Source organism: Aeribacillus sp. SP014 (genome assembly GCF_054055575.1).
Window position 1 is genome coordinate 1,468,662 of sequence record NZ_JBSRXI010000001.1, and the last position, 17,326, is coordinate 1,485,987.

General features: G+C 38.1%; 17 protein-coding genes and 1 pseudogene. 11 read left to right on the forward strand and 7 right to left on the reverse strand.

What is annotated here, in order from left to right; all coding sequences use genetic code 11:
- Positions 1-7 precede the first annotated feature (7 nt).
- Positions 8-535 carry a D-glycero-alpha-D-manno-heptose-1,7-bisphosphate 7-phosphatase gene (locus ACVIJU_RS07255; RefSeq protein ID WP_063389386.1) on the forward strand — a complete coding sequence of 176 codons (528 nt, stop codon included), beginning with the start codon at positions 8-10 and terminating at the stop codon, positions 533-535.
- Here the strand turns inward: ACVIJU_RS07255 and ku are convergent.
- The 3 genes from ku to ACVIJU_RS07270 form a co-directional block, all read right to left on the reverse strand.
- Complete coding sequence (gene ku / locus ACVIJU_RS07260) at positions 532-1,374, reverse strand: non-homologous end joining protein Ku (RefSeq protein ID WP_066250830.1); 843 nt, start codon at positions 1,372-1,374, stop codon at positions 532-534. The two genes, ACVIJU_RS07255 and ku, sit on opposite strands and share 4 nt — an antisense overlap.
- A gap of 165 nt (positions 1,375-1,539) precedes the next feature.
- On the reverse strand, positions 1,540-1,707 hold the full coding sequence (locus ACVIJU_RS07265; protein ID WP_063389384.1) for a twin-arginine translocase TatA/TatE family subunit: 168 nt from the start codon (positions 1,705-1,707) through the stop codon (positions 1,540-1,542).
- Between the two features lie 176 nt (positions 1,708-1,883).
- Positions 1,884-2,078 carry an alpha/beta-type small acid-soluble spore protein gene (locus tag ACVIJU_RS07270; protein ID WP_063389383.1) on the reverse strand — a complete coding sequence of 65 codons (195 nt, stop codon included), beginning with the start codon at positions 2,076-2,078 and terminating at the stop codon, positions 1,884-1,886.
- A 378-nt stretch (positions 2,079-2,456) separates the two neighbouring features.
- Here ACVIJU_RS07270 and ACVIJU_RS07275 point away from each other — a divergent pair, with 378 nt between their 5' ends.
- The 4 genes from ACVIJU_RS07275 to ACVIJU_RS07290 all read left to right on the forward strand — a co-directional run bounded on the left by ACVIJU_RS07275 (position 2,457) and on the right by ACVIJU_RS07290 (position 7,626).
- A complete protein-coding gene (locus ACVIJU_RS07275) occupies positions 2,457-3,659 on the forward strand; it encodes a quaternary amine ABC transporter ATP-binding protein (RefSeq protein ID WP_063389382.1) in 1,203 nt (400 codons plus the stop codon).
- Entirely contained in the window at positions 3,649-4,509 is an 861-nt protein-coding gene (locus tag ACVIJU_RS07280) for an ABC transporter permease (protein WP_277986810.1), read from the forward strand. The genes ACVIJU_RS07275 and ACVIJU_RS07280 overlap by 11 nt, the downstream gene beginning before the upstream one ends.
- A 50-nt stretch (positions 4,510-4,559) precedes the next feature.
- Complete coding sequence (locus ACVIJU_RS07285) at positions 4,560-5,450, forward strand: glycine betaine ABC transporter substrate-binding protein (protein ID WP_066250827.1); 891 nt, start codon at positions 4,560-4,562, stop codon at positions 5,448-5,450.
- 322 nt (positions 5,451-5,772) lie between these two features.
- The gene (locus ACVIJU_RS07290) at positions 5,773-7,626 is read left to right on the forward strand and encodes an IS1182 family transposase (protein ID WP_456687290.1); all 1,854 of its coding nucleotides are present in this window, start codon (positions 5,773-5,775) and stop codon (positions 7,624-7,626) included.
- 12 nt (positions 7,627-7,638) lie between these two features.
- On the opposite strand, the gene ACVIJU_RS07295 is transcribed toward ACVIJU_RS07290, so the two are convergent.
- Entirely contained in the window at positions 7,639-8,859 is a 1,221-nt protein-coding gene (locus tag ACVIJU_RS07295; RefSeq protein ID WP_063388609.1) for an IS110 family RNA-guided transposase, read from the reverse strand.
- Positions 8,860-9,313: 454 nt separating this feature from the next.
- On the opposite strand from ACVIJU_RS07295, the gene ACVIJU_RS07300 reads away from it, so the two are divergent.
- Positions 9,314-9,529, forward strand: a complete 216-nt coding sequence (locus tag ACVIJU_RS07300; protein WP_066250822.1) for a DUF6366 family protein — start codon at positions 9,314-9,316, stop codon at positions 9,527-9,529.
- On the opposite strand, the pseudogene ACVIJU_RS07305 reads toward ACVIJU_RS07300, so the two are convergent.
- Positions 9,501-10,049: pseudogene (locus tag ACVIJU_RS07305) on the reverse strand (IS1595 family transposase); the annotation flags it as partial. The gene ACVIJU_RS07300 and the pseudogene ACVIJU_RS07305 overlap by 29 nt on opposite strands.
- A gap of 82 nt (positions 10,050-10,131) precedes the next feature.
- Between ACVIJU_RS07305 and ACVIJU_RS07310 the strand changes: the two are divergent.
- Positions 10,132-10,356, forward strand: a complete 225-nt coding sequence (locus tag ACVIJU_RS07310) for a hypothetical protein (RefSeq protein WP_063389379.1) — start codon at positions 10,132-10,134, stop codon at positions 10,354-10,356.
- Between the two features lie 39 nt (positions 10,357-10,395).
- Here the strand turns inward: ACVIJU_RS07310 and ACVIJU_RS07315 are convergent, their stop codons facing one another.
- Complete coding sequence (locus ACVIJU_RS07315) at positions 10,396-11,100, reverse strand: DUF1836 domain-containing protein (RefSeq protein ID WP_066250820.1); 705 nt, start codon at positions 11,098-11,100, stop codon at positions 10,396-10,398.
- 235 nt (positions 11,101-11,335) lie between these two features.
- Between ACVIJU_RS07315 and ACVIJU_RS07320 the strand changes: the two genes are divergently transcribed.
- The 4 genes from ACVIJU_RS07320 (at position 11,336) to ACVIJU_RS07335 (ending at position 15,411) form a co-directional block, all read left to right on the forward strand.
- Positions 11,336-12,691, forward strand: coding sequence for a TrkH family potassium uptake protein (locus ACVIJU_RS07320; RefSeq protein WP_144598528.1), 1,356 nt, complete (start codon positions 11,336-11,338; stop codon positions 12,689-12,691).
- 42 nt (positions 12,692-12,733) lie between these two features.
- Complete coding sequence (locus tag ACVIJU_RS07325) at positions 12,734-14,725, forward strand: penicillin-binding transpeptidase domain-containing protein (protein WP_456687429.1); 1,992 nt, start codon at positions 12,734-12,736, stop codon at positions 14,723-14,725.
- A gap of 391 nt (positions 14,726-15,116) precedes the next feature.
- Positions 15,117-15,272: a hypothetical protein gene (locus tag ACVIJU_RS07330; RefSeq protein WP_162877044.1), complete on the forward strand. Its 156-nt coding sequence runs from the start codon at positions 15,117-15,119 to the stop codon at positions 15,270-15,272.
- On the forward strand, positions 15,262-15,411 hold the full coding sequence (locus ACVIJU_RS07335) for a hypothetical protein (RefSeq protein ID WP_186439327.1): 150 nt from the start codon (positions 15,262-15,264) through the stop codon (positions 15,409-15,411). Before ACVIJU_RS07330 ends, ACVIJU_RS07335 begins: the two co-directional genes overlap by 11 nt.
- Here the strand turns inward: ACVIJU_RS07335 and ACVIJU_RS07340 are convergent.
- Positions 15,408-17,177, reverse strand: a complete 1,770-nt coding sequence (locus ACVIJU_RS07340) for a B12-binding domain-containing radical SAM protein (protein ID WP_456687430.1) — start codon at positions 17,175-17,177, stop codon at positions 15,408-15,410. The genes ACVIJU_RS07335 and ACVIJU_RS07340 overlap by 4 nt on opposite strands.
- Positions 17,178-17,326 lie beyond the last annotated feature (149 nt).

The window sequence follows — 17,326 nt, forward strand, 5'->3', positions numbered from 1 at the left end:
TAGATTTGTGAAAAATGCAGTTTTTTTAGACAGAGACGGCGTTGTAAATGAAGTGATGACCAATCGTGTCCGTTTCGTAAATAAGCCTGAAGATTTTTATTTGCTAAAAGGAGCAGCTGAAGCTGTTGCGCTTTTGAACAGATCCAATTTTGACGTTTTCGTTGTCACAAATCAGGGCGGAATCGGATTAGGATACATGTCAGAAAAAATGCTCCACAAAATCCATGAAAAAATGGTTCGTGAAATTGAAAAAAAAGGCGGAACGATTAAAGAGGTTGCCTATTGTCCCCACGCACCTAAAGAAGGCTGCGCCTGCCGTAAGCCGGAGCCGAAGATGATTGTTGATTTGGCAAAGAAATATAACATCAATATAGAGAACAGTTATATGATTGGCGATCGTGAAGTAGATATCGCTGCCGGAAAGGCTGCAGGAGCTAAAACGATATTAGTAGGCAGCCGCCATCAAGAAAAAATAGCTGATTTTCATTTTCCGGATTTGCTGTCGGCCGCCCGCTTTATTGTCCGGCAAAGCTAAGCTTTTTTGCGGGTCGTTTTCGTTTTTTTGCCTGCTGCACCGCTTTTTTCTTCTCCCTTTTTATTTAATGATTTTGAGCGTTCGATGCTTGCCTCAAGCGCACTCATTAAATCGACTACGTTCTTTTTTGGAGACGGTTCAGCCGTTTTTGTTTCGTTTTGCTGTACTTTTTCTTCAATTTTTTCTTGAATCCGCAAACGGTATTCATCTTGATATTTCTCCGGTTGGAACGTTGTTGTCAGCTGATCGATAAGCAGCATGGCAGCGTCCAGCTCTTTTTTTTCAATATTGGTATTTTGAGGAACCCCGGGAACGTCACGGGCGTTTCGCACTTCATCTGGATAATGAATCGTTTCCATTAAAATGACGTCCTCATATGTCCGGATGACAGCCAATTGTTGTTTAGAGCGCATTGAAATCTTTCCAATTCCAATCTTCCCTGATTGTTTCAATGCTTCACGAAGCAATGCATACACTTTTTGTCCGTTTTCGCCTGGACCGATATAATATGACCGGTTAAAATAAATCGGATCAATTTCCGGCAAATTCACGAAATCGACGATTTCAACCGTTTTGTCTTCATTTTCTTCCTTCAGAGCTGCTAATTCCTCATCTGTTAAAATAATGAATTTGCCTTGTACATATTCGAACCCTTTCACAATGTCATCGTTGCCAACTTCTTCGTCGCAGTTTGGGCAACGTTTTGCGTATTGAATTGGGGTATGGCATTTTTTGTGAAGCTGACGAAATTTCATATCCTTGTCTTCTGTAGCAGAAAACAGTTTGACCGGGATGTTGACGAGCCCGAAGGATATGGAACCTTTCCACATTGTATGCATATTCATTCCGCCTTTCCGTAAGTTACCTTTTCTTTCTCTTTATTTTTTGCGAAAGGATCAGAATGATTTGTGTTAAAAAATGTAAGTTACATACTCGAAAAACGGTTCATACAAATTACGTAAAAAGAAAAAATCGGCAATTTGCCGATTTTACGGTTGAACCAATTATTTTTTTTCATTTTTTTCTTCTTCGTCAAGAATTCCTTTTGTAGCCAGTTTGAATTCCCGCAGCGTTTTTCCTGCTGCTTTTCCAAGCTCCGGAAGCTTGCTCGGTCCAAAAAGCAAAAGTGCAACGAAAATGATTAAAATAAATTCTGTCCAACCAATTCCCATGTTCTATTCCTCCTAAAAAATGTTCCATTTCATGCCGTTATGCAATCGGAACATGAACAAATAAAACTTATGAAACATCATCCAACATCATTTTACCCTAAACAATATGAAAAATGAAGCATTTGGACGGAACATGGGAAAGGATAAAATGTTTGTATTATTTACAAAAGTCTATTTTAAGGCTGTTTTCCGCTAAAATCAGCCTGAGCTTGTGCAATTAAACGCTTTGTCATTTCTCCGCCAACAGATCCGTTTGCGCGGGAGGTAGTATTTGAACCAAGGTGGACACCAAACTCTTGTGCGATTTCCATTTTAAATTGTTCAAGAGCTTGTTCAACTCCTGGAACAATTAATTGATTTCGCCTTGCCATTCGAATTCAACTCCTTTTTGCCTGTTTACGCATAGTTTGCAAAAAAGAAGTGATCTGATGTGTGGAACTTGTTGGTTAAAAATAAACGGTGTAGTTGACCGTAAAATGTTGATATTGGTATGAATTTACCAGCATATAAAAGGAAATGTAAGAAAACTATATAAAAAAACTATTCAGTACAAGCTGACCATTAAATATAAGAGATATCCGCTATATACCGCGTTTGTATCCATCAAGAAAAATTAGTTATACTTATAAAGCAACGAATCGTTCGGGTTTACATATTTTTATTATGAGCTAATAAAGCTTCAGTATGAAAATTTTATCGGCTTATTATTTTTGAAAAATATTGAATTTTATAAAAAAAGGGGTGGAAAAATGCCGATCATTGAGGTAAAAAATTTAACAAAAATTTTTGGTAAAAACCCCGCTCAAGCATTGAAGCTATTAGATGAAGGATTTTCAAAGCATGAAATTTTACAAAAAACCGGACATACAGTGGGAGTGAATCGCGCTTCCTTTTCCGTTGAGGCTGGAGAAATTTTCGTCATTATGGGGTTGTCTGGAAGCGGCAAATCCACATTGATAAGATTGCTCAACCGGTTGATTGAACCGACTAAAGGAAGCATTTTTATCGATGGGGACAATTTATCAAAAATGGATAAAAAATCATTGCGAGAGGTACGGAGAAAAAAAATCAGCATGGTTTTTCAACGATTTGCCCTATTTCCGCACCGAACGGTTTTAGAAAATGCAGAATTCGGACTTGAAATTCAAAAGGTCCCAAAAGAAGAACGAAGGGAGAAGGCAATCAAAGCGCTTGAAATGGTCGGATTAGGACAATATTTGGAGCAAAAGCCTAATCAGCTGTCAGGCGGAATGCAGCAGCGCGTAGGACTTGCGAGAGCATTGGCAAATGATCCTGAAGTGCTGTTGATGGATGAGGCCTTTTCAGCCTTGGATCCGCTTATCCGAAAAGAAATGCAGGATGAATTGCTCGATCTTCAAGGGACGATGAAGAAAACCATTATATTTATTACACATGATTTAGATGAAGCTTTGCGGCTTGGAGACCGGATTGCCTTAATGAAAGACGGATCGATTGTGCAAATCGGTACGCCCGAAGAGATTTTAATGAATCCGGCAAACGACTATGTCGAAAAATTCGTTGAAGATGTAGACAGATCGAAAATATTGACGGCGCAGCATATTATGAAACGGCCCGAAACGATCAATATTGAAAAGCATGGACCGCGTGTTGCATTGGAAAGAATGAGAGAAGAAGGGATATCCACCATTTTCGTTGTTGACAGCAAACGGAATCTAAAAGGTTATGTAACAGCTGATGATGCATCAGAAGCAAGAAAAAAAGATGTTCGTGATATTGAAGAAATATTGCGGACAAATGTTCCGAAGGTTGAAAAGGACACTCCAATGTATGATATTTTTACGGTCATCCACGACTCGCCGATACCAGTAGCAGTAGTCGAAAAGGAAAAATTAATAGGGATCATCGTTCGCGGGTCAGTCATCGCGGCTCTTGCAGGTGAAAGCGAGGTGAGCACAAACAGTGCTGAATAATGTGTTGGATTTTGTTCCGAAAATTCCAGTTGCGGAAAAGATCAAACAATTTACGGACTGGGTGACAAATTCTTTTTCGTTTTTGTTTGATCCGTTAAAAAAATATTTTGAGGATTTAATGGAATATGTGGCGGATTTGTTGGGGGCTGTGCCGCCTGTTCTAGTCATATTGATCGTTGCCGTTATTGCCTTTTTTATAAGCGGAAAAAAGTTTGGCCTGCCGGCATTTTCCATCGTCGGCCTTTGGTTTATTTACAACCAAGAGCTTTGGGATCATTTAATAAGTACATTTACTTTAGTTTTGATCGCAAGTTTATTATCCGTCATCATCGGTATTCCAATAGGTATTTTAATGTCTAAAAGCAGAACAGCGGAAGCAATGATTACTCCTATCTTGGATTTTATGCAAACGATGCCTGCATTTGTCTACTTAATACCTGCCGTTGCTTTTTTTGGTATCGGCATGGTGCCGGGAGTGTTTGCATCATTAATTTTCGCGACACCTCCTACCGTTCGTTTTACGAATTTAGGAATTCGCCAGGTGCCGAAAGAATTGATTGAAGCTTCTGATGCATTCGGTAGCACAGCAGTTCAAAAACTATTTAAAGTAGAACTGCCGATGGCGAGAGCCACAATTATGGCCGGAATCAATCAAACCGTCATGCTGGCATTATCAATGGTTGTCATTGCCTCGATGATTGGAGCGCCGGGACTTGGAAGAAACGTGTTATCCGCTTTGCAGCGCGCTCAAATTGGTCCCGGATTTGTTGCAGGTATCGGTATTGTCATATTAGCCATCATTATCGACCGCTTCACTCAAAGCATGAACAAGAAGCATGATCATGTATAGCAAGTTGGTCTCTTTTCGAATTGAAAAATTAAAAAGGAGTTTTGATATTTATGTTTAAACGAATTTGGAAACGCCTAGGACTTGTTGCCGGAATTTCCTTGTCGCTTTTAGTGGCTGGCTGCGGATCAAACGGGGGATCTGAAGGCGGGGCGGCAGATGAAGGAAAAATAAAATTGGTTTACGTGGAATGGGATACGGAAGTCGCCTCCGCCCATGTCATCAAAAAAGTTTTAGAAGATCAAGGATTCGATGTGGACATTACACCTGTTGATAATGCTGTTATGTGGGAATCTGTTGCAAAAGGTGAGGCAGACGGCATGGTTGCCGCCTGGCTGCCGGCTACTCACGGAGATTTATATGAAGAATATAAAGATCAGCTGGAGGATTTAGGTCCAAACTTGGAGGGTGCGAAAATCGGGCTCGTCGTTCCGAAATATATGGACATTCAATCAATTGAAGAGCTCGATCAATATGCTGGCAAATTAAACAAAACGATTACAGGCATTGAACCTGGAGCGGGCGTTGTAAAATCAGCGGAAAACGCTGTTAAAACATATGAAAGCCTAAAAGGCTGGCAAGTCCAAACATCTTCAAGCGGAGCTATGGCAACGGCTTTAGGGGAAGCTTATAAAAATAAAGAACCAATTGTCGTTACAGGCTGGTCCCCGCATTGGAAATTTGCTGCATATGACTTAAAATTTTTGGAAGATCCGAAAGGCTCCTTTGGGAAAGAAGAACATATATCCACAATCGTTCGAAAGGGATTAAAAGAAGATATGCCGAAAGCATATAAAATTTTGGATCAATTCTCATGGACTGCTGAAGATATTGAACAAGTCATGTTGGAAATTTCAGAAGGCAGTGATCCTGCTAAAGCAGCAGAAGATTGGGTCGAAGCAAATCAAGGTAAAGTGGCAGAATGGACAAAAGGTGTGGAATGATCTATTTTAAGAGGGGCTGTACAGAAAGTCAAATCGCCATTGAAAACAAAAAATCATAAACACCGATATATCTAACACATTAATGGGGGCGTCAATAAGCCGTAAAAACGACTTATTAGACACCCCCTTCTTACCTCTAGTCAAGTATTTTTTATTAAATAATTTGGTTAATATAGATTTTATTTGGGGCTGTCCAAAAAGTCAGGGTAACTGACTTTTTGGAGCCCCTCATTTTTTCACTTTTTAAAAAAAATGCACAAAAAAATCGTCCTTTCTAGTAAAATGAAGTTACCACACAACATTACAGAAAGGACGATTTTTTATGAGCAATCAAATGATTACTCGTGAAAATTATAACACACAAATGACACTTCCTCTAGATGGAAAAGAAGAAAAAACTCCTGCCAAAAGAAATTTAGCCCCTACTTTCAAACCATATGACAACCGTCAAGTTCAAATGATTTATGATATTGAATCTCTTATACCCGAACATCACGTGGCACGTGTCGTGGACGAAATGGTGGAGGCGATACCAGATAAACAATTGTTTTCTCATTATAAAGGCGGCGGCAGAAGTTCCTATCATCCCAAAATGATGCTGAAAATCATTCTGTATGCTTATTCTCAAAAGGTTTATTCCTGCCGAGGAATCGAAAAACTCGTTAAAGAAAATATTCCTGCCATGTGGCTTTCAGCGATGCAACAACCAGATTTTCGCACCATTAATGAGTTCCGAGGGGAACGGATGAAAGCTTTCATGGATGAGCTCTTTGAAGTCATGATTCTCAAATTGATAAAAGAACATTACATCACGATGGAAAACTACTTTTTGGATGGCACTAAGATCGAAGCCAATGCCAATAAGTATTCTTTTGTGTGGAAAAAATCCACTTTGAAATTCGAAGAGAAATTAAAAGAAAAAATCCAAGAAACACTAAAGCACATTCATGAATTAACCCAATTAGAAGCCGGAACAGGGCAAAAGGAAAGCGATCAACATACAGAGATCACCGAACAAAACATGGAGGAAATCGCAAAAGAAATAGAAGAAAAAGTTGAAACGCTAACGGAAGAAATCGAAAAGGAGACCGATACATCCATTCGGAAAGAGAAGCGAAAAAAACGCAGTCAATTAAAGAAATCGGTGAAACAAATTCGTGAAGATTTCCTGCCCCGAATGGCAAGATACAAGGAACAAAAGGAAATGTTCGGTGACCGTAACAGCTACTCGAAAACAGACAAAGACGCAACCTTCATGCGCATGAAAGAAGACCATATGAAAAACGGTCAGCTCAAGCCCGGATACAACGTGCAAATGGGGACAGAGAATCAGTTTATCTTGTTTTATACCATTCATCAACGACCGACCGATACACGTTGCTTTATCCCACATATGGAGAAGCTAGCCTCCAGTTCATTACCGATGCCCAAAACGGTCATTGCGGATGCAGGCTATGGTAGTGAAGAAAACTATGTATATGCAGTTGGTGATGAGAAAGAGCCCCGTTTTGAGTTTCTAATTCCTTATGGGAGCTATGTAAAAGAACAAACACGTACATACAAAAAAGACATTAAAAATGCCAAAAACTGGACCTATTGTGAAGAGGATGATTGTTTTATTTGCCCGAATGGAAGGAGAGTAACGTTTAAAAAATACCAAAACAAAAAGAATCCATCTGGCTATGAACAAAGCTTCAAAATATACGAATGTGAAGATTGTACCGATTGCCCATTGAAAGCGAAATGCACAAAAGCGAAGGGAAATCGTCAAGTTCACTGGAATCCCATCTTCGAAGAAATGAAAGCAAAGGCCAAAACAGCCCTTGAATGTGAAGAGAAAGCCGCAATCTACGCTCGACGCAAAGTCGAGGCAGAAAGTGTGTTCGGTCACATCAAGGGCAATCGGTCGTTCCGCAGATTTTCTTTGCGGGGCCTCGACAAGGTACATGTTGAGTTTGGGATTGTGGCATTAGCCCACAACATACTGAAAGTAGCCGGCATCCGCCAGCTACTTTCAGATAAAAATCGAAAAAATATAAAAGCAAGTGGAGAGAAACGAATTGTTTTTCTCCACTTGCTTCATTTTAGGGACTTATCGGACAGCCCCAAAATAAATTTTCGCATGACAAATAGACCTCACGATTTCCATTTTTTTCGTCAGGTCTTTGTGATATAATCTTACTTACGATTACTGATGCATTGTTGCCTTTTCGTAATCGTATTTCAGATTATGTGTGATAAGGTGATAAGCCGATTTCAAGAACTTATTCACGCATGCTATGGACGCAACTTTATGAGGTTTCCTCTGGGGTTGCGTTTTTAATTTATCATAATAATCTACAATATGATTTTGTGTGTTTTTCCGTAGTTGGATCATGGTCTGGATCATGTAAAATAGAATCTTTCTAAGTTTGTTATTTCCTCTTTTATTAATCTTGTCTTTATAAAAGGTATTCCCAGATTGATATCTCATAATATCAATACCGACGTAAGCATTCAGTTGTTTATGGTTTTTGAATCGTCGAATATCTCCTAATTCTCCAATTAAACGAACTGCAGTCGTTTCTCCGATTCCTGGAAATGAAATTAAAATCTGATACTCTTGTTTATCTTTCGATAATTTAACCATCTTTTGGACAAGTTGATCTCTTTTCTCCTTCAAGTCTGCAATCCGTTTGGCATAATCCCGCACTTGTTCACAGCGAATATCATCTTTTGAAATTGCTGGATACGCTTCTTTTGCTGCTTCGATTAAAGCGATCCCTTTTTCTTCAGCACGTGCCAATGATAAGTTTTTTCTTGTGTTGGCTTTTAAACGATTACGAATCACTGTTTTTGAACAAACTAACACATGATCCGGATGAGGGTATAATTGAACGACATTCAAAAATAAAGCAGAACGTTTACTGAATAGCTTTTCTAACTCGGGAAAACTCAATTGTAGAATCGCATGTAAACGACTATATAAATGCGTCATTTCACTACTTAATTCATCATAATATCTCGTCATTGCACGCATTTGTTTATAATATTCCCCTTCTTGATAAGTTTGTTCACGTTCAACTCTAAAGTGAGTTTTCGCAAGTTCATGAGCGTCGCTTTTATCTGTTTTTTGTCTCCTCATTGAAGCCATTTGAATATTCGCTTCGAGTGGGTTAACTCGATAATACATATAACCTTGATCACCTAAGAATCGTTCTAGTGGTTTTGAATATACGCCTGTTGCTTCAAAGACAATATCAGGTGCCTGTGCATCTTTTTGTGTTAAAGATATAAGGGTTTCGTTTAATTTCTCGAAAGAGTAGCGGTTATGGGTTATTTCACCCTCATATTCGCATTGACGATAACGGTCATAAATGACCATTGTACTTTTCCCCATACTGACATCAAATGCCACTACGTGTTTCATATTTTCTGCCTCTCCTTTTTAGCCAAACATAGAAGTTCTTCACATTGCCTTATTGATTCCATTTTCTTATACACGGTCTCTTCGGACCCAACATACTAAACTGATTCAAATAAGGATGTGAAGTTGGTCTGTTTTTAATACGGACTCTATTTGGTCCCAGGGGATGTTCGACCTTCCTTCACTTCTACTATAAAAAAATAGTAGCACAAACCTTGGCCTAGGTCTGTACTACTAATGTTAGTATGTTTTTATCATTTTTACATGGTCCGGAGCGTCTTTAGTTTTGATCATTTCATTGTTTATTTTTAGTAAAGGCTGTTCTCTAAAAGATTTTTTATATGAAAATTTGTTAAATTACCATAATGTGTTAAAATTATGTTATAAACCTTAAGGTAAGATTTATGTAAAGAGTATGAAGAACATATGTTAGTATTACAAAAATGGGGGTGTGATAATGAGCGAAGACAAAGAAACACCTGGAAGAAGACGAGAAAAACAAAGACGAGAAGAATTAATACGAAACCCAACTGGAAATATAAAAGATGCGTTTAATAGGGCTGAAACTGGAAACCTTGCTGATTTAGTAGCTAGTTTAGGTTGGAAGGGTACTGGAATACTTATCCTTGCGATCATAATAGGTTTTATAGCCGCATCAATATTCTTAAAGTAAGGAGAGTGCTTTGAGGTCTTTTATTAGTACTTCTTAATAATTCCACAGTTGTATAATTTGATTTTTGACAAGCTGAAATAAGCATTTGCTCTAACACGTTTATCAAATGTTAAATCCTTTCTTTATTAATCAACGGAACTAATAAAGGCAGTGATCCAAATAACGAGTTCCAACCCTTTAGAACCTTTCCACCCAACTTTTCAAGCGATTGTGGAAATTGTTAACGTGTTGAATATGATAAATTCCTTCCTTAACACGTTGCATTTGGCGTTCATTGACCAACACCCCCTTCAATTTGGCAAGCTTCTTATAATTCGTTGCTGTATCAGTGCATAGCAAAGCGGAAGGTGAATAAACTCACCTATCACAGTTCAATTTCTTCGGCTTTAACACGCCCTGTTCCTGTTTTTCGAGCAATCATATTGCCATTTCTATCTTGTGCTGCGACAACTGCAATTGTAAAATTAGAAATCCCTCTTTTCTTATCTTTCTTGCCACATTTCTTAACTTTTCTATGTGATTTCACGCTCCCTTAAAAATGTTGCCCTTTGCCGTTTCTTTGTTATTATATAGGTATTGGCTGCTATAAGGAGGGGACTTATTTGAATCATCAAAAAAATGATGTTTATCTTAACATGATGGAAAATAGCTTACAAAGAATTTCAAACCATTTTCATGAAATGGTCAAGATGATGGAAGAAAAAATGGATTTTACATACGAACGTTATACAGCTTTTGAACGAATGAAAAAGGAATTGCTTGAAGACATGAGGGCTCTCGAATTTTACATAAAAGGTTCGGCTAAAAGTAGTCAAGCCCGAAAATAACGTTCGGGAATTGCACAACCGCAATTCCCGATCTAAAAGTTAGTTATTATCTATTTTTTTCGATTCGCTTTCTTTATCAATGAACGCTTTTGCCCTTGTTTGAAAATGATACGTTAAAACAGCCAATACCGCAGCAACCGTCACATGGCAAATGCTGTCGATTTGAGCTTCCGATAAAGAAGTTTGCTTTTGAAGAAGCCTTTTTGTTTGTACGAAAAGTTTTTTTTCAAACTGCCGGTTGTTGTCGATCTCGACATTTTTTACTTGTTCCAACACATCTGTATATAATTTATAAAACATTAACGGACTGATTAAATCATCATTCCGGTCGGAAATCGTATTAAAAACTTTCATCAATAAGGAACGGACAGTTTCAAAGTCGAATATGGTTTTTAAATCTTTTACAATTAACAATAAAGCAGCTTGTTCGACCGAGTATTTTTTTCCAAGTTCAGGAGGACCGATGATTTCTTTTATATCACGCTTGACCCAATTTTGAACGGAAGTTGATTTCAAGGAAGTTAGTTCGCAAAAATTTCCTAAGATGACGATTTCATTCGTTGACAGTCCAAGCTCCCCTTTGTCTCTTTGTTTGCTCAATTTTTTGATGAAGCCAGGTATTTGGTTTGTTTGATCAGAGGGCAATTGTTGTTTCATCACTTCTTCAGGGGATAATTCGTGTATTCCTTTTAAAGATAGTAATAATTGAACCATAACGGAACGACGCAATTGAATTTTTCCCATAACATCCCCCTTTATTAAACAGCCTACCCTTATTTTTAATAAAAAGATATAAAAAAAACAAGCATTTTATATGGAATTAATAAGTTCAGATAAATTTTTCTTGAGTATGAATTTGTAGAAATTGACACAATAACAAATTTTTCAGTTTCGATAATCAAAATTGGAAAAACCTCTTTAAAAAAACTTGTACTTTCTTTATGATAGTATGAGCAGTAAAAAAAAGGATTGAACAAGGATGCTAGTAAATATTCGTAATCGATTAGTTTCACTATCACCAGCTCAGATGCTTGCTATTTTTTATTTTTTAGCTATCACAGTTGCGGTCATTTTGCTCAGTTTGCCGTTTGTTCACAAACCGGATGCCGAATGGACGTTTTTGGATGCATTGTTTACTGCTGTTAGTGCAGTAAGTGTAACAGGGCTGACAACTGTTTCAATCATTGATACGTTTACCGTTCCGGGGATTTTTATTTTAATGATTGTTCTCCAAATTGGCGGCATCGGCATCATGACGTTGGGCACATTGTTTTGGTTCGTTTTAGGCAAAAAAATAGGCTTAAGGGAACGTCAGTTGATTATGGTTGATCAAAATCAATTGAATTTGTCCGGCATTGTAAATTTAATGAGGCAAATTATGTTGATGATTTTGATTATTGAACTGATCGGCACCATCATATTAGGCACATATTATTTAAAATATTTTCCGGAATGGAAGGAAGCTTATTTGCATGGCATGTTTTCTGCCATCAGCGCCACAACGAATGCCGGCTTTGATATAAGCGGTTCGTCGCTCGTACCTTTTGCACATGATTATTTTGTCCAAATGGTTCATATTATTTTAATGACGCTGGGAGCTATCGGATTTCCAGTTTTGATTGAGACAAAAAACTTTATTTTGACAATTGGAACAAAAAGGACATACCGGTTTTCCTTGTACACAAAATTGACAACTGTGACATTTTTCGCATTGGTCGTTATTGGAACAATCCTGATCTATCTAATAGAATCAGGCAATTATTTATCTGATAAAAGTTTTCTCGAATCTTTCTTCTATGCTCTGTTTCAATCAGCTACCACAAGGAGCACAGGGCTTTATACAATGGATGTCAGCATGTTCAGCGAGACGACTTTGCTGATTATGTCCATATTTATGTTTATAGGTGCTTCGCCAAGCTCTGTGGGTGGCGGTGTCAGAACGACTACCGTTGCAGTCATTTTGCTAGTTGCCTTTCATTTTGCGAAAGGCTCCAGCACGGTGAAAGTATTTAAACGGGAAATACACCCAGATGATATAAAAAAATCAATTGCCGTTATGACAGTTTCTGTTATTTTGTGCTTAACTTCGATTGTCATATTATCTGCAACAGAACGGTTTACGTTAATGGAAATTATCTTTGAAGTTTGTTCAGCCTTTGGAACAACAGGGCTTTCGCTTGGCATTACATCTGAACTTAGTCCGATCGGAAAAATCATAATCATGATCATGATGTTTATTGGTCGGATCGGCATTTTATCGTTTATTTTTTTAATTGGAAAACAGAGGAAGGAAGCCAATTATCATTATCCGAAAGAGCGGGTAATTATTGGATAAAAAAGAATTGTCATAAAATCATAGGGGAGAGGGGGAATTTTTGTGCGGATTCGAAAGCTTTTTTTTAGTGTTTTTGTCGTGCTGGTGCTTTTTTCGGGATGTTCTAAAGATCCAGAGCCGGAGGATCGTTTTGCAAACTTTGTTGCCAATTGGAGAGACCAAAATTTTTCGGAAATGTATGACCAATTGACTGCTAATGTGAAAAAAAATATCAAAAAAGACGAATTTGTTTCCCGCTATGAAAAAATTTATCAAGATTCTGGTGTGAAACAGCTGAAAATCGACTTTAAGAAACCGAAAGAAGAAATAAAGCCTGATAAAAACGGAAATATTACATTCCCATTTGCTGTTTCAATGGAAACATTAGCGGGGAAAATAAGCTTTGAAAACAAAGCCGTTTTAAAAAAAGAAGAAACAGATAATGGAAACGATTGGCGAATTGAATGGAATCCTTCCTTTATTTTTCCTCAGCTTGATGAGGGAGAAGAAATTTCCATCCAGCCGATCGCGCCGGAAAGAGGGGAGATTTTTGACCGAAATGGAAAAGGACTTGCCATCAATGGCCTGTTGTTTGAAATCGGTGTAGTACCGGGAGAAATGAAGGAGCAAAAAGAAACCATTTTGGAACAAACAGCGAAGCTTCTTGAAGTTTCCAAGGAGGAAATTGAGAGAAAATTATCCCAAGGCTGGGTGAAGGAGGACTCATTCGTCCCGCTGAAAATCGTAAATCCGGCTGATACAGAGCTTGTCAACAAACTTTTAGCCATTCCTTCCGTTAAGAAAAAAAATGTAACGGGAAGAATGTATCCTTTTGGCGAGAGCGCTGCCCACTTGACTGGCTATTTGCGGTCAATGTATAAAGAAGAGCTTGAGAAATATGAGGAAAAAGGGTACAGCTCTTCTGAGCAAATTGGCGCAGCTGGATTGGAGCAAGTTTTTGAAGATGAGCTGCACGGAACGACAGGCTGGATCATCAAAGTAAAAGGAACAGATGAAGTGATCGCCAAAAAAGAAGCTGAGAACGGAAACGATATTTACCTTACAATTGATGCTGATCTTCAGCAAAATATTTACAAAGAATTATCAACTGATTCCGGTGCAAGTGTCGCAATCAATCCAAAAACCGGAGAAACTCTGGCTATGGTCAGTGCGCCGTCCTATGATCCGAACGATTTTCTGACGGAATACAAGAAGAAAAAAGATGATCCGAATAAACCGTTTATGGCTAAGTTCAAAAATTTGTATACACCTGGTTCTGTTTTAAAGCCGCTCACAGCAGCGATTGGGCTCAATACCGGAACGATTGATCCGAATAAAAAGATTTCCATTCCAAAAGATACTTGGCAAAAAGACGGGAGCTGGGGCAATTATTATATTAAGCGGGTTCCATCCCCTGCAACACAAGTTGATTTGCGCGCTGCTCTTGCCTATTCAGATAATATTTACTTCGCCCAGGCTGCTTTAAATATTGGAGCCGAAAAATTTATAAAAGGACTAGAGTCCTTTGCATTTCATGAAAAAATTGATTTTCCGTTTCCTGTTGAAACATCGAAAATTGCAAATAACGGTATGGATAATGAAGTGCTTTTAGCCGATTCTGGATATGGACAGGGACAAATTCAAATCACTCCTCTGCATTTAGCATACACCTTTACAGTATTTATTAATGGCGGAAACATGATTAAGCCCGTATTAATAAAAGAAGAAGAGAAGACACCATCCAATTGGAAAAGCCATGTTGTTTCAAAGGAACATGCGAATTTGATTTTTCAAGATTTGATTCAAGTGGTGGAGGATCCGAACGGAACGGCATATAAACCTCGAACTCCAGGATTGAAGCTGGCTGGAAAAACAGGAACGGCAGAGCTGAAAGCGGCAAAAGGAGAAAAAGGTCAGGAAAACGGTTGGTTTGTTGCTGTTGATGCGGATAAAAAAGATCTTTTAATAACGATGATGATTGAACGTGTTGAAGATCGCGGAGGAAGCCATTACGTGGTTTCAAAAGTAAAAAATATTTTCAAAGCTAGAAAGTAAAAAAGGTCAACCATCCATTGCGAAGATGAATAGAATAAACGAATTTCAGTGTTGTCATGAATCGCTTCTTTCATTGTTTGGCAGTTTTACGAAATTACGCCAAATAAGAGCGGTTCTTTTTTTATGCAAACAAAGTGCTAAATCATCACTTTTTTTAGCTGCAAAACAGAAAACGGTCCAAAATTGCCGAATAGCTTGAAGTATAAAGCATCAAAATTGCCGCTTAACCCGTTATAAAAGAAGCACAAAATACCCTTGCGGAGCAAGAAAAAACTTAAGCATTGACGATCGGGCATCCATATGGAAGCACATCCCTTTTTCCATCTTTTATAGAAACAGCTGAATAAATGGTTTGTTTCTGAAAAAGATAAAAAAGAAAGGAGGATGCAGATTGAAGAGGAAACAAGCATATAATCAAGCAGAAAAAACGAGCAAAACACCGACAGAAAGCCTTCCTGAAAAAGAATTTTCAGCATCCTATACAGATGAAGACCCGATGAAAGGGGCTAACCGAAATTCAAAAAAGGGGAAAGCACATGGAACATAATAAAAACGTAAAGAACAAAAAAGATGTGAAACAAGATTTGGAATTTGGCAATGAACTGGGAGATTTTAATGCTGCGAAAATTTACGATATTTTAGAAGAAAACAAAAGAAAAACAAAAACAAAAGGTGAGGGATGTTAAGCTTCCCTCACCTTTTTCAGCGCAGTATACGGAAAAGAAAACATATGCGGCTGGTGATCGCTATAGTTGTAATAAACTAACAAAATTGCCGGCTCTTTTACTAATATCTTTTTTTGCAAATACAGCTCAGGATTAAATGGAAGAATTTCTAAAACCGTATGCTTATATAAATCTTTTTCCGAAAGAGACAGATTTAAAAAGGTTTTTCCAAGCATTTCAGGGTTGGACAGGATAAATTGATAGATTGCTGATTGCTCCTGTTTTTTAAGCTTTTCATCCCACCATGGCTTTCGCGGCTTTTGCTTCTGATTGCGCAAATAATCGTATTTCAGAAACCCTTCAACAGTTGGCAAATGTTCTCGTTTGCGTTCTTGAATAAACGAAAATAATCTTCGAAACAAATCTTCGAGCTGATGACCAATTCTTGCCCATCCGCGTTCATCCCAGTAGGCGCCAAATTCTTGAAAGAAATCAAAAGGCGTCTCAAACACTTCTTCTACTAAATATTCCACTGTCGCGTCCATTCGATGGTCGTTCCAAAATTTCTCAAGAACATCTTCCACCTGTTTAATTTTGAGAATATCTTCAAAAGAGAGAACGTTGTTGCTTAAAATTTCGTATGGCGGTTCATCCATATACACGTAGCCAAAATGTTTAGCTCCAATTCGAAGACCAGTCCCTCTGAGCATTTTTAAAAAACCAAGCTGCAGTTCTTCAGGTCTTAATGCAAACACATCGTTAAAAGTTTTTCGAAAAGAGTTGTAGTCTTCTTCAGGAAGTCCGGCAATTAAATCAAGGTGCTGATCTATTTTTCCGCCTTGTTTGATCATCGTCACCGTTCTGGACAGTTTTGCGAAGTTTTGCTTACGTTTCACTAATTCGTTTGTGAAATCGTTTGTTGATTGAACGCCGATCTCAAATCGGAAAAGTCCTTTCGGTGCGTTGTCATTTAAAAATTGAATCACTTCCGGGCGCATAATGTCGCCAGTTATTTCGAACTGGAACACGACGCCCGGAACATGTTCATCAATTAAAAATTGAAACATGTCCATCGCATATTTCCGGCTGATGTTAAACGTTCGGTCGACAAATTTAATTGTTTTCGCACCGTTTTTCATTAAATAGCGAATATCTTCCTTGATTTTCTCCCGATCAAAATAACGAACCCCAACCTCAATGGAAGATAAGCAAAATTGGCAGTTGAAGGGGCAGCCGCGGCTCGTTTCAATATAAACAATCCGTTTGCTAAGATGTGGCACATCTTCTTCAAATCGAAAAGGCGACGGCATCATTCGCAGATCAATTTTGTTCCTCTGCGGATTTATAATGACTGCTCCGTCTTTTCGAAAAGCTAAACCGCTCACGTTTTCCCATTCTTGGTTTCCATGTGCTTCCCGCAAAAACTGCTTAAACGTTTCTTCCCCTTCTCCTACGATAATAAAATCAATCTCTGGGATTTTTTCAAGCCATTCTTTCGTATCATAGGATACTTCAGGCCCACCAAAGACAATGATGGTTTCCGGCTTTATTTTTTTCAGTATTTTCGCCACTTTGATTGTTTCTGTAATGTTCCATATGTAACAGCTAAAACCGATTATGTCCGGTTTTTTTCGAAACAAATCTGTTACAATGTTCATCGCGGGATCTTTTATCGTATATTCTGCCATTTGAACTTGAAATTCTGGCTCGGCATATGCTTTTAAATAACGTATAGCCAAGTTCATATGAATGTATTTGGCATTTAATGAACTGACAATGATGTTCATATTTCCACACCTTTTTCATAATGGATATTGAGAAGTAGCGATTTTCTACATTATTGTAACATATTCTTTTCAAATAAGAAGAAGCAGGGATTCACCCTTTTGATAAGTTTTTCGTACGCGTTCTTTTCCGTTTCTATCAATCACCTTAA

What these genes read in the sequence shown, in the direction of transcription:
- ACVIJU_RS07320 (WP_144598528.1), top strand. Translation starts at nt 11,336, where the DNA reads ATGCTAGTAAATATTCGTAATCGATTAGTTTCACTATCACCAGCTCAG.
- ACVIJU_RS07340 (WP_456687430.1), bottom strand. Translation starts at nt 17,177, where the DNA reads ATGAACATCATTGTCAGTTCATTAAATGCCAAATACATTCATATGAAC.
- ACVIJU_RS07290 (WP_456687290.1), top strand. Translation starts at nt 5,773, where the DNA reads ATGAGCAATCAAATGATTACTCGTGAAAATTATAACACACAAATGACA.
- ACVIJU_RS07275 (WP_063389382.1), top strand. Translation starts at nt 2,457, where the DNA reads ATGCCGATCATTGAGGTAAAAAATTTAACAAAAATTTTTGGTAAAAAC.
- ACVIJU_RS07335 (WP_186439327.1), top strand. Translation starts at nt 15,262, where the DNA reads ATGGAACATAATAAAAACGTAAAGAACAAAAAAGATGTGAAACAAGAT.
- ACVIJU_RS07265 (WP_063389384.1), bottom strand. Translation starts at nt 1,707, where the DNA reads ATGGGAATTGGTTGGACAGAATTTATTTTAATCATTTTCGTTGCACTT.
- ACVIJU_RS07295 (WP_063388609.1), bottom strand. Translation starts at nt 8,859, where the DNA reads ATGAAACACGTAGTGGCATTTGATGTCAGTATGGGGAAAAGTACAATG.
- ACVIJU_RS07300 (WP_066250822.1), top strand. Translation starts at nt 9,314, where the DNA reads ATGAGCGAAGACAAAGAAACACCTGGAAGAAGACGAGAAAAACAAAGA.
- ACVIJU_RS07315 (WP_066250820.1), bottom strand. Translation starts at nt 11,100, where the DNA reads ATGGGAAAAATTCAATTGCGTCGTTCCGTTATGGTTCAATTATTACTA.
- ACVIJU_RS07270 (WP_063389383.1), bottom strand. Translation starts at nt 2,078, where the DNA reads ATGGCAAGGCGAAATCAATTAATTGTTCCAGGAGTTGAACAAGCTCTT.
- ku (WP_066250830.1), bottom strand. Translation starts at nt 1,374, where the DNA reads ATGCATACAATGTGGAAAGGTTCCATATCCTTCGGGCTCGTCAACATC.
- ACVIJU_RS07285 (WP_066250827.1), top strand. Translation starts at nt 4,560, where the DNA reads ATGTTTAAACGAATTTGGAAACGCCTAGGACTTGTTGCCGGAATTTCC.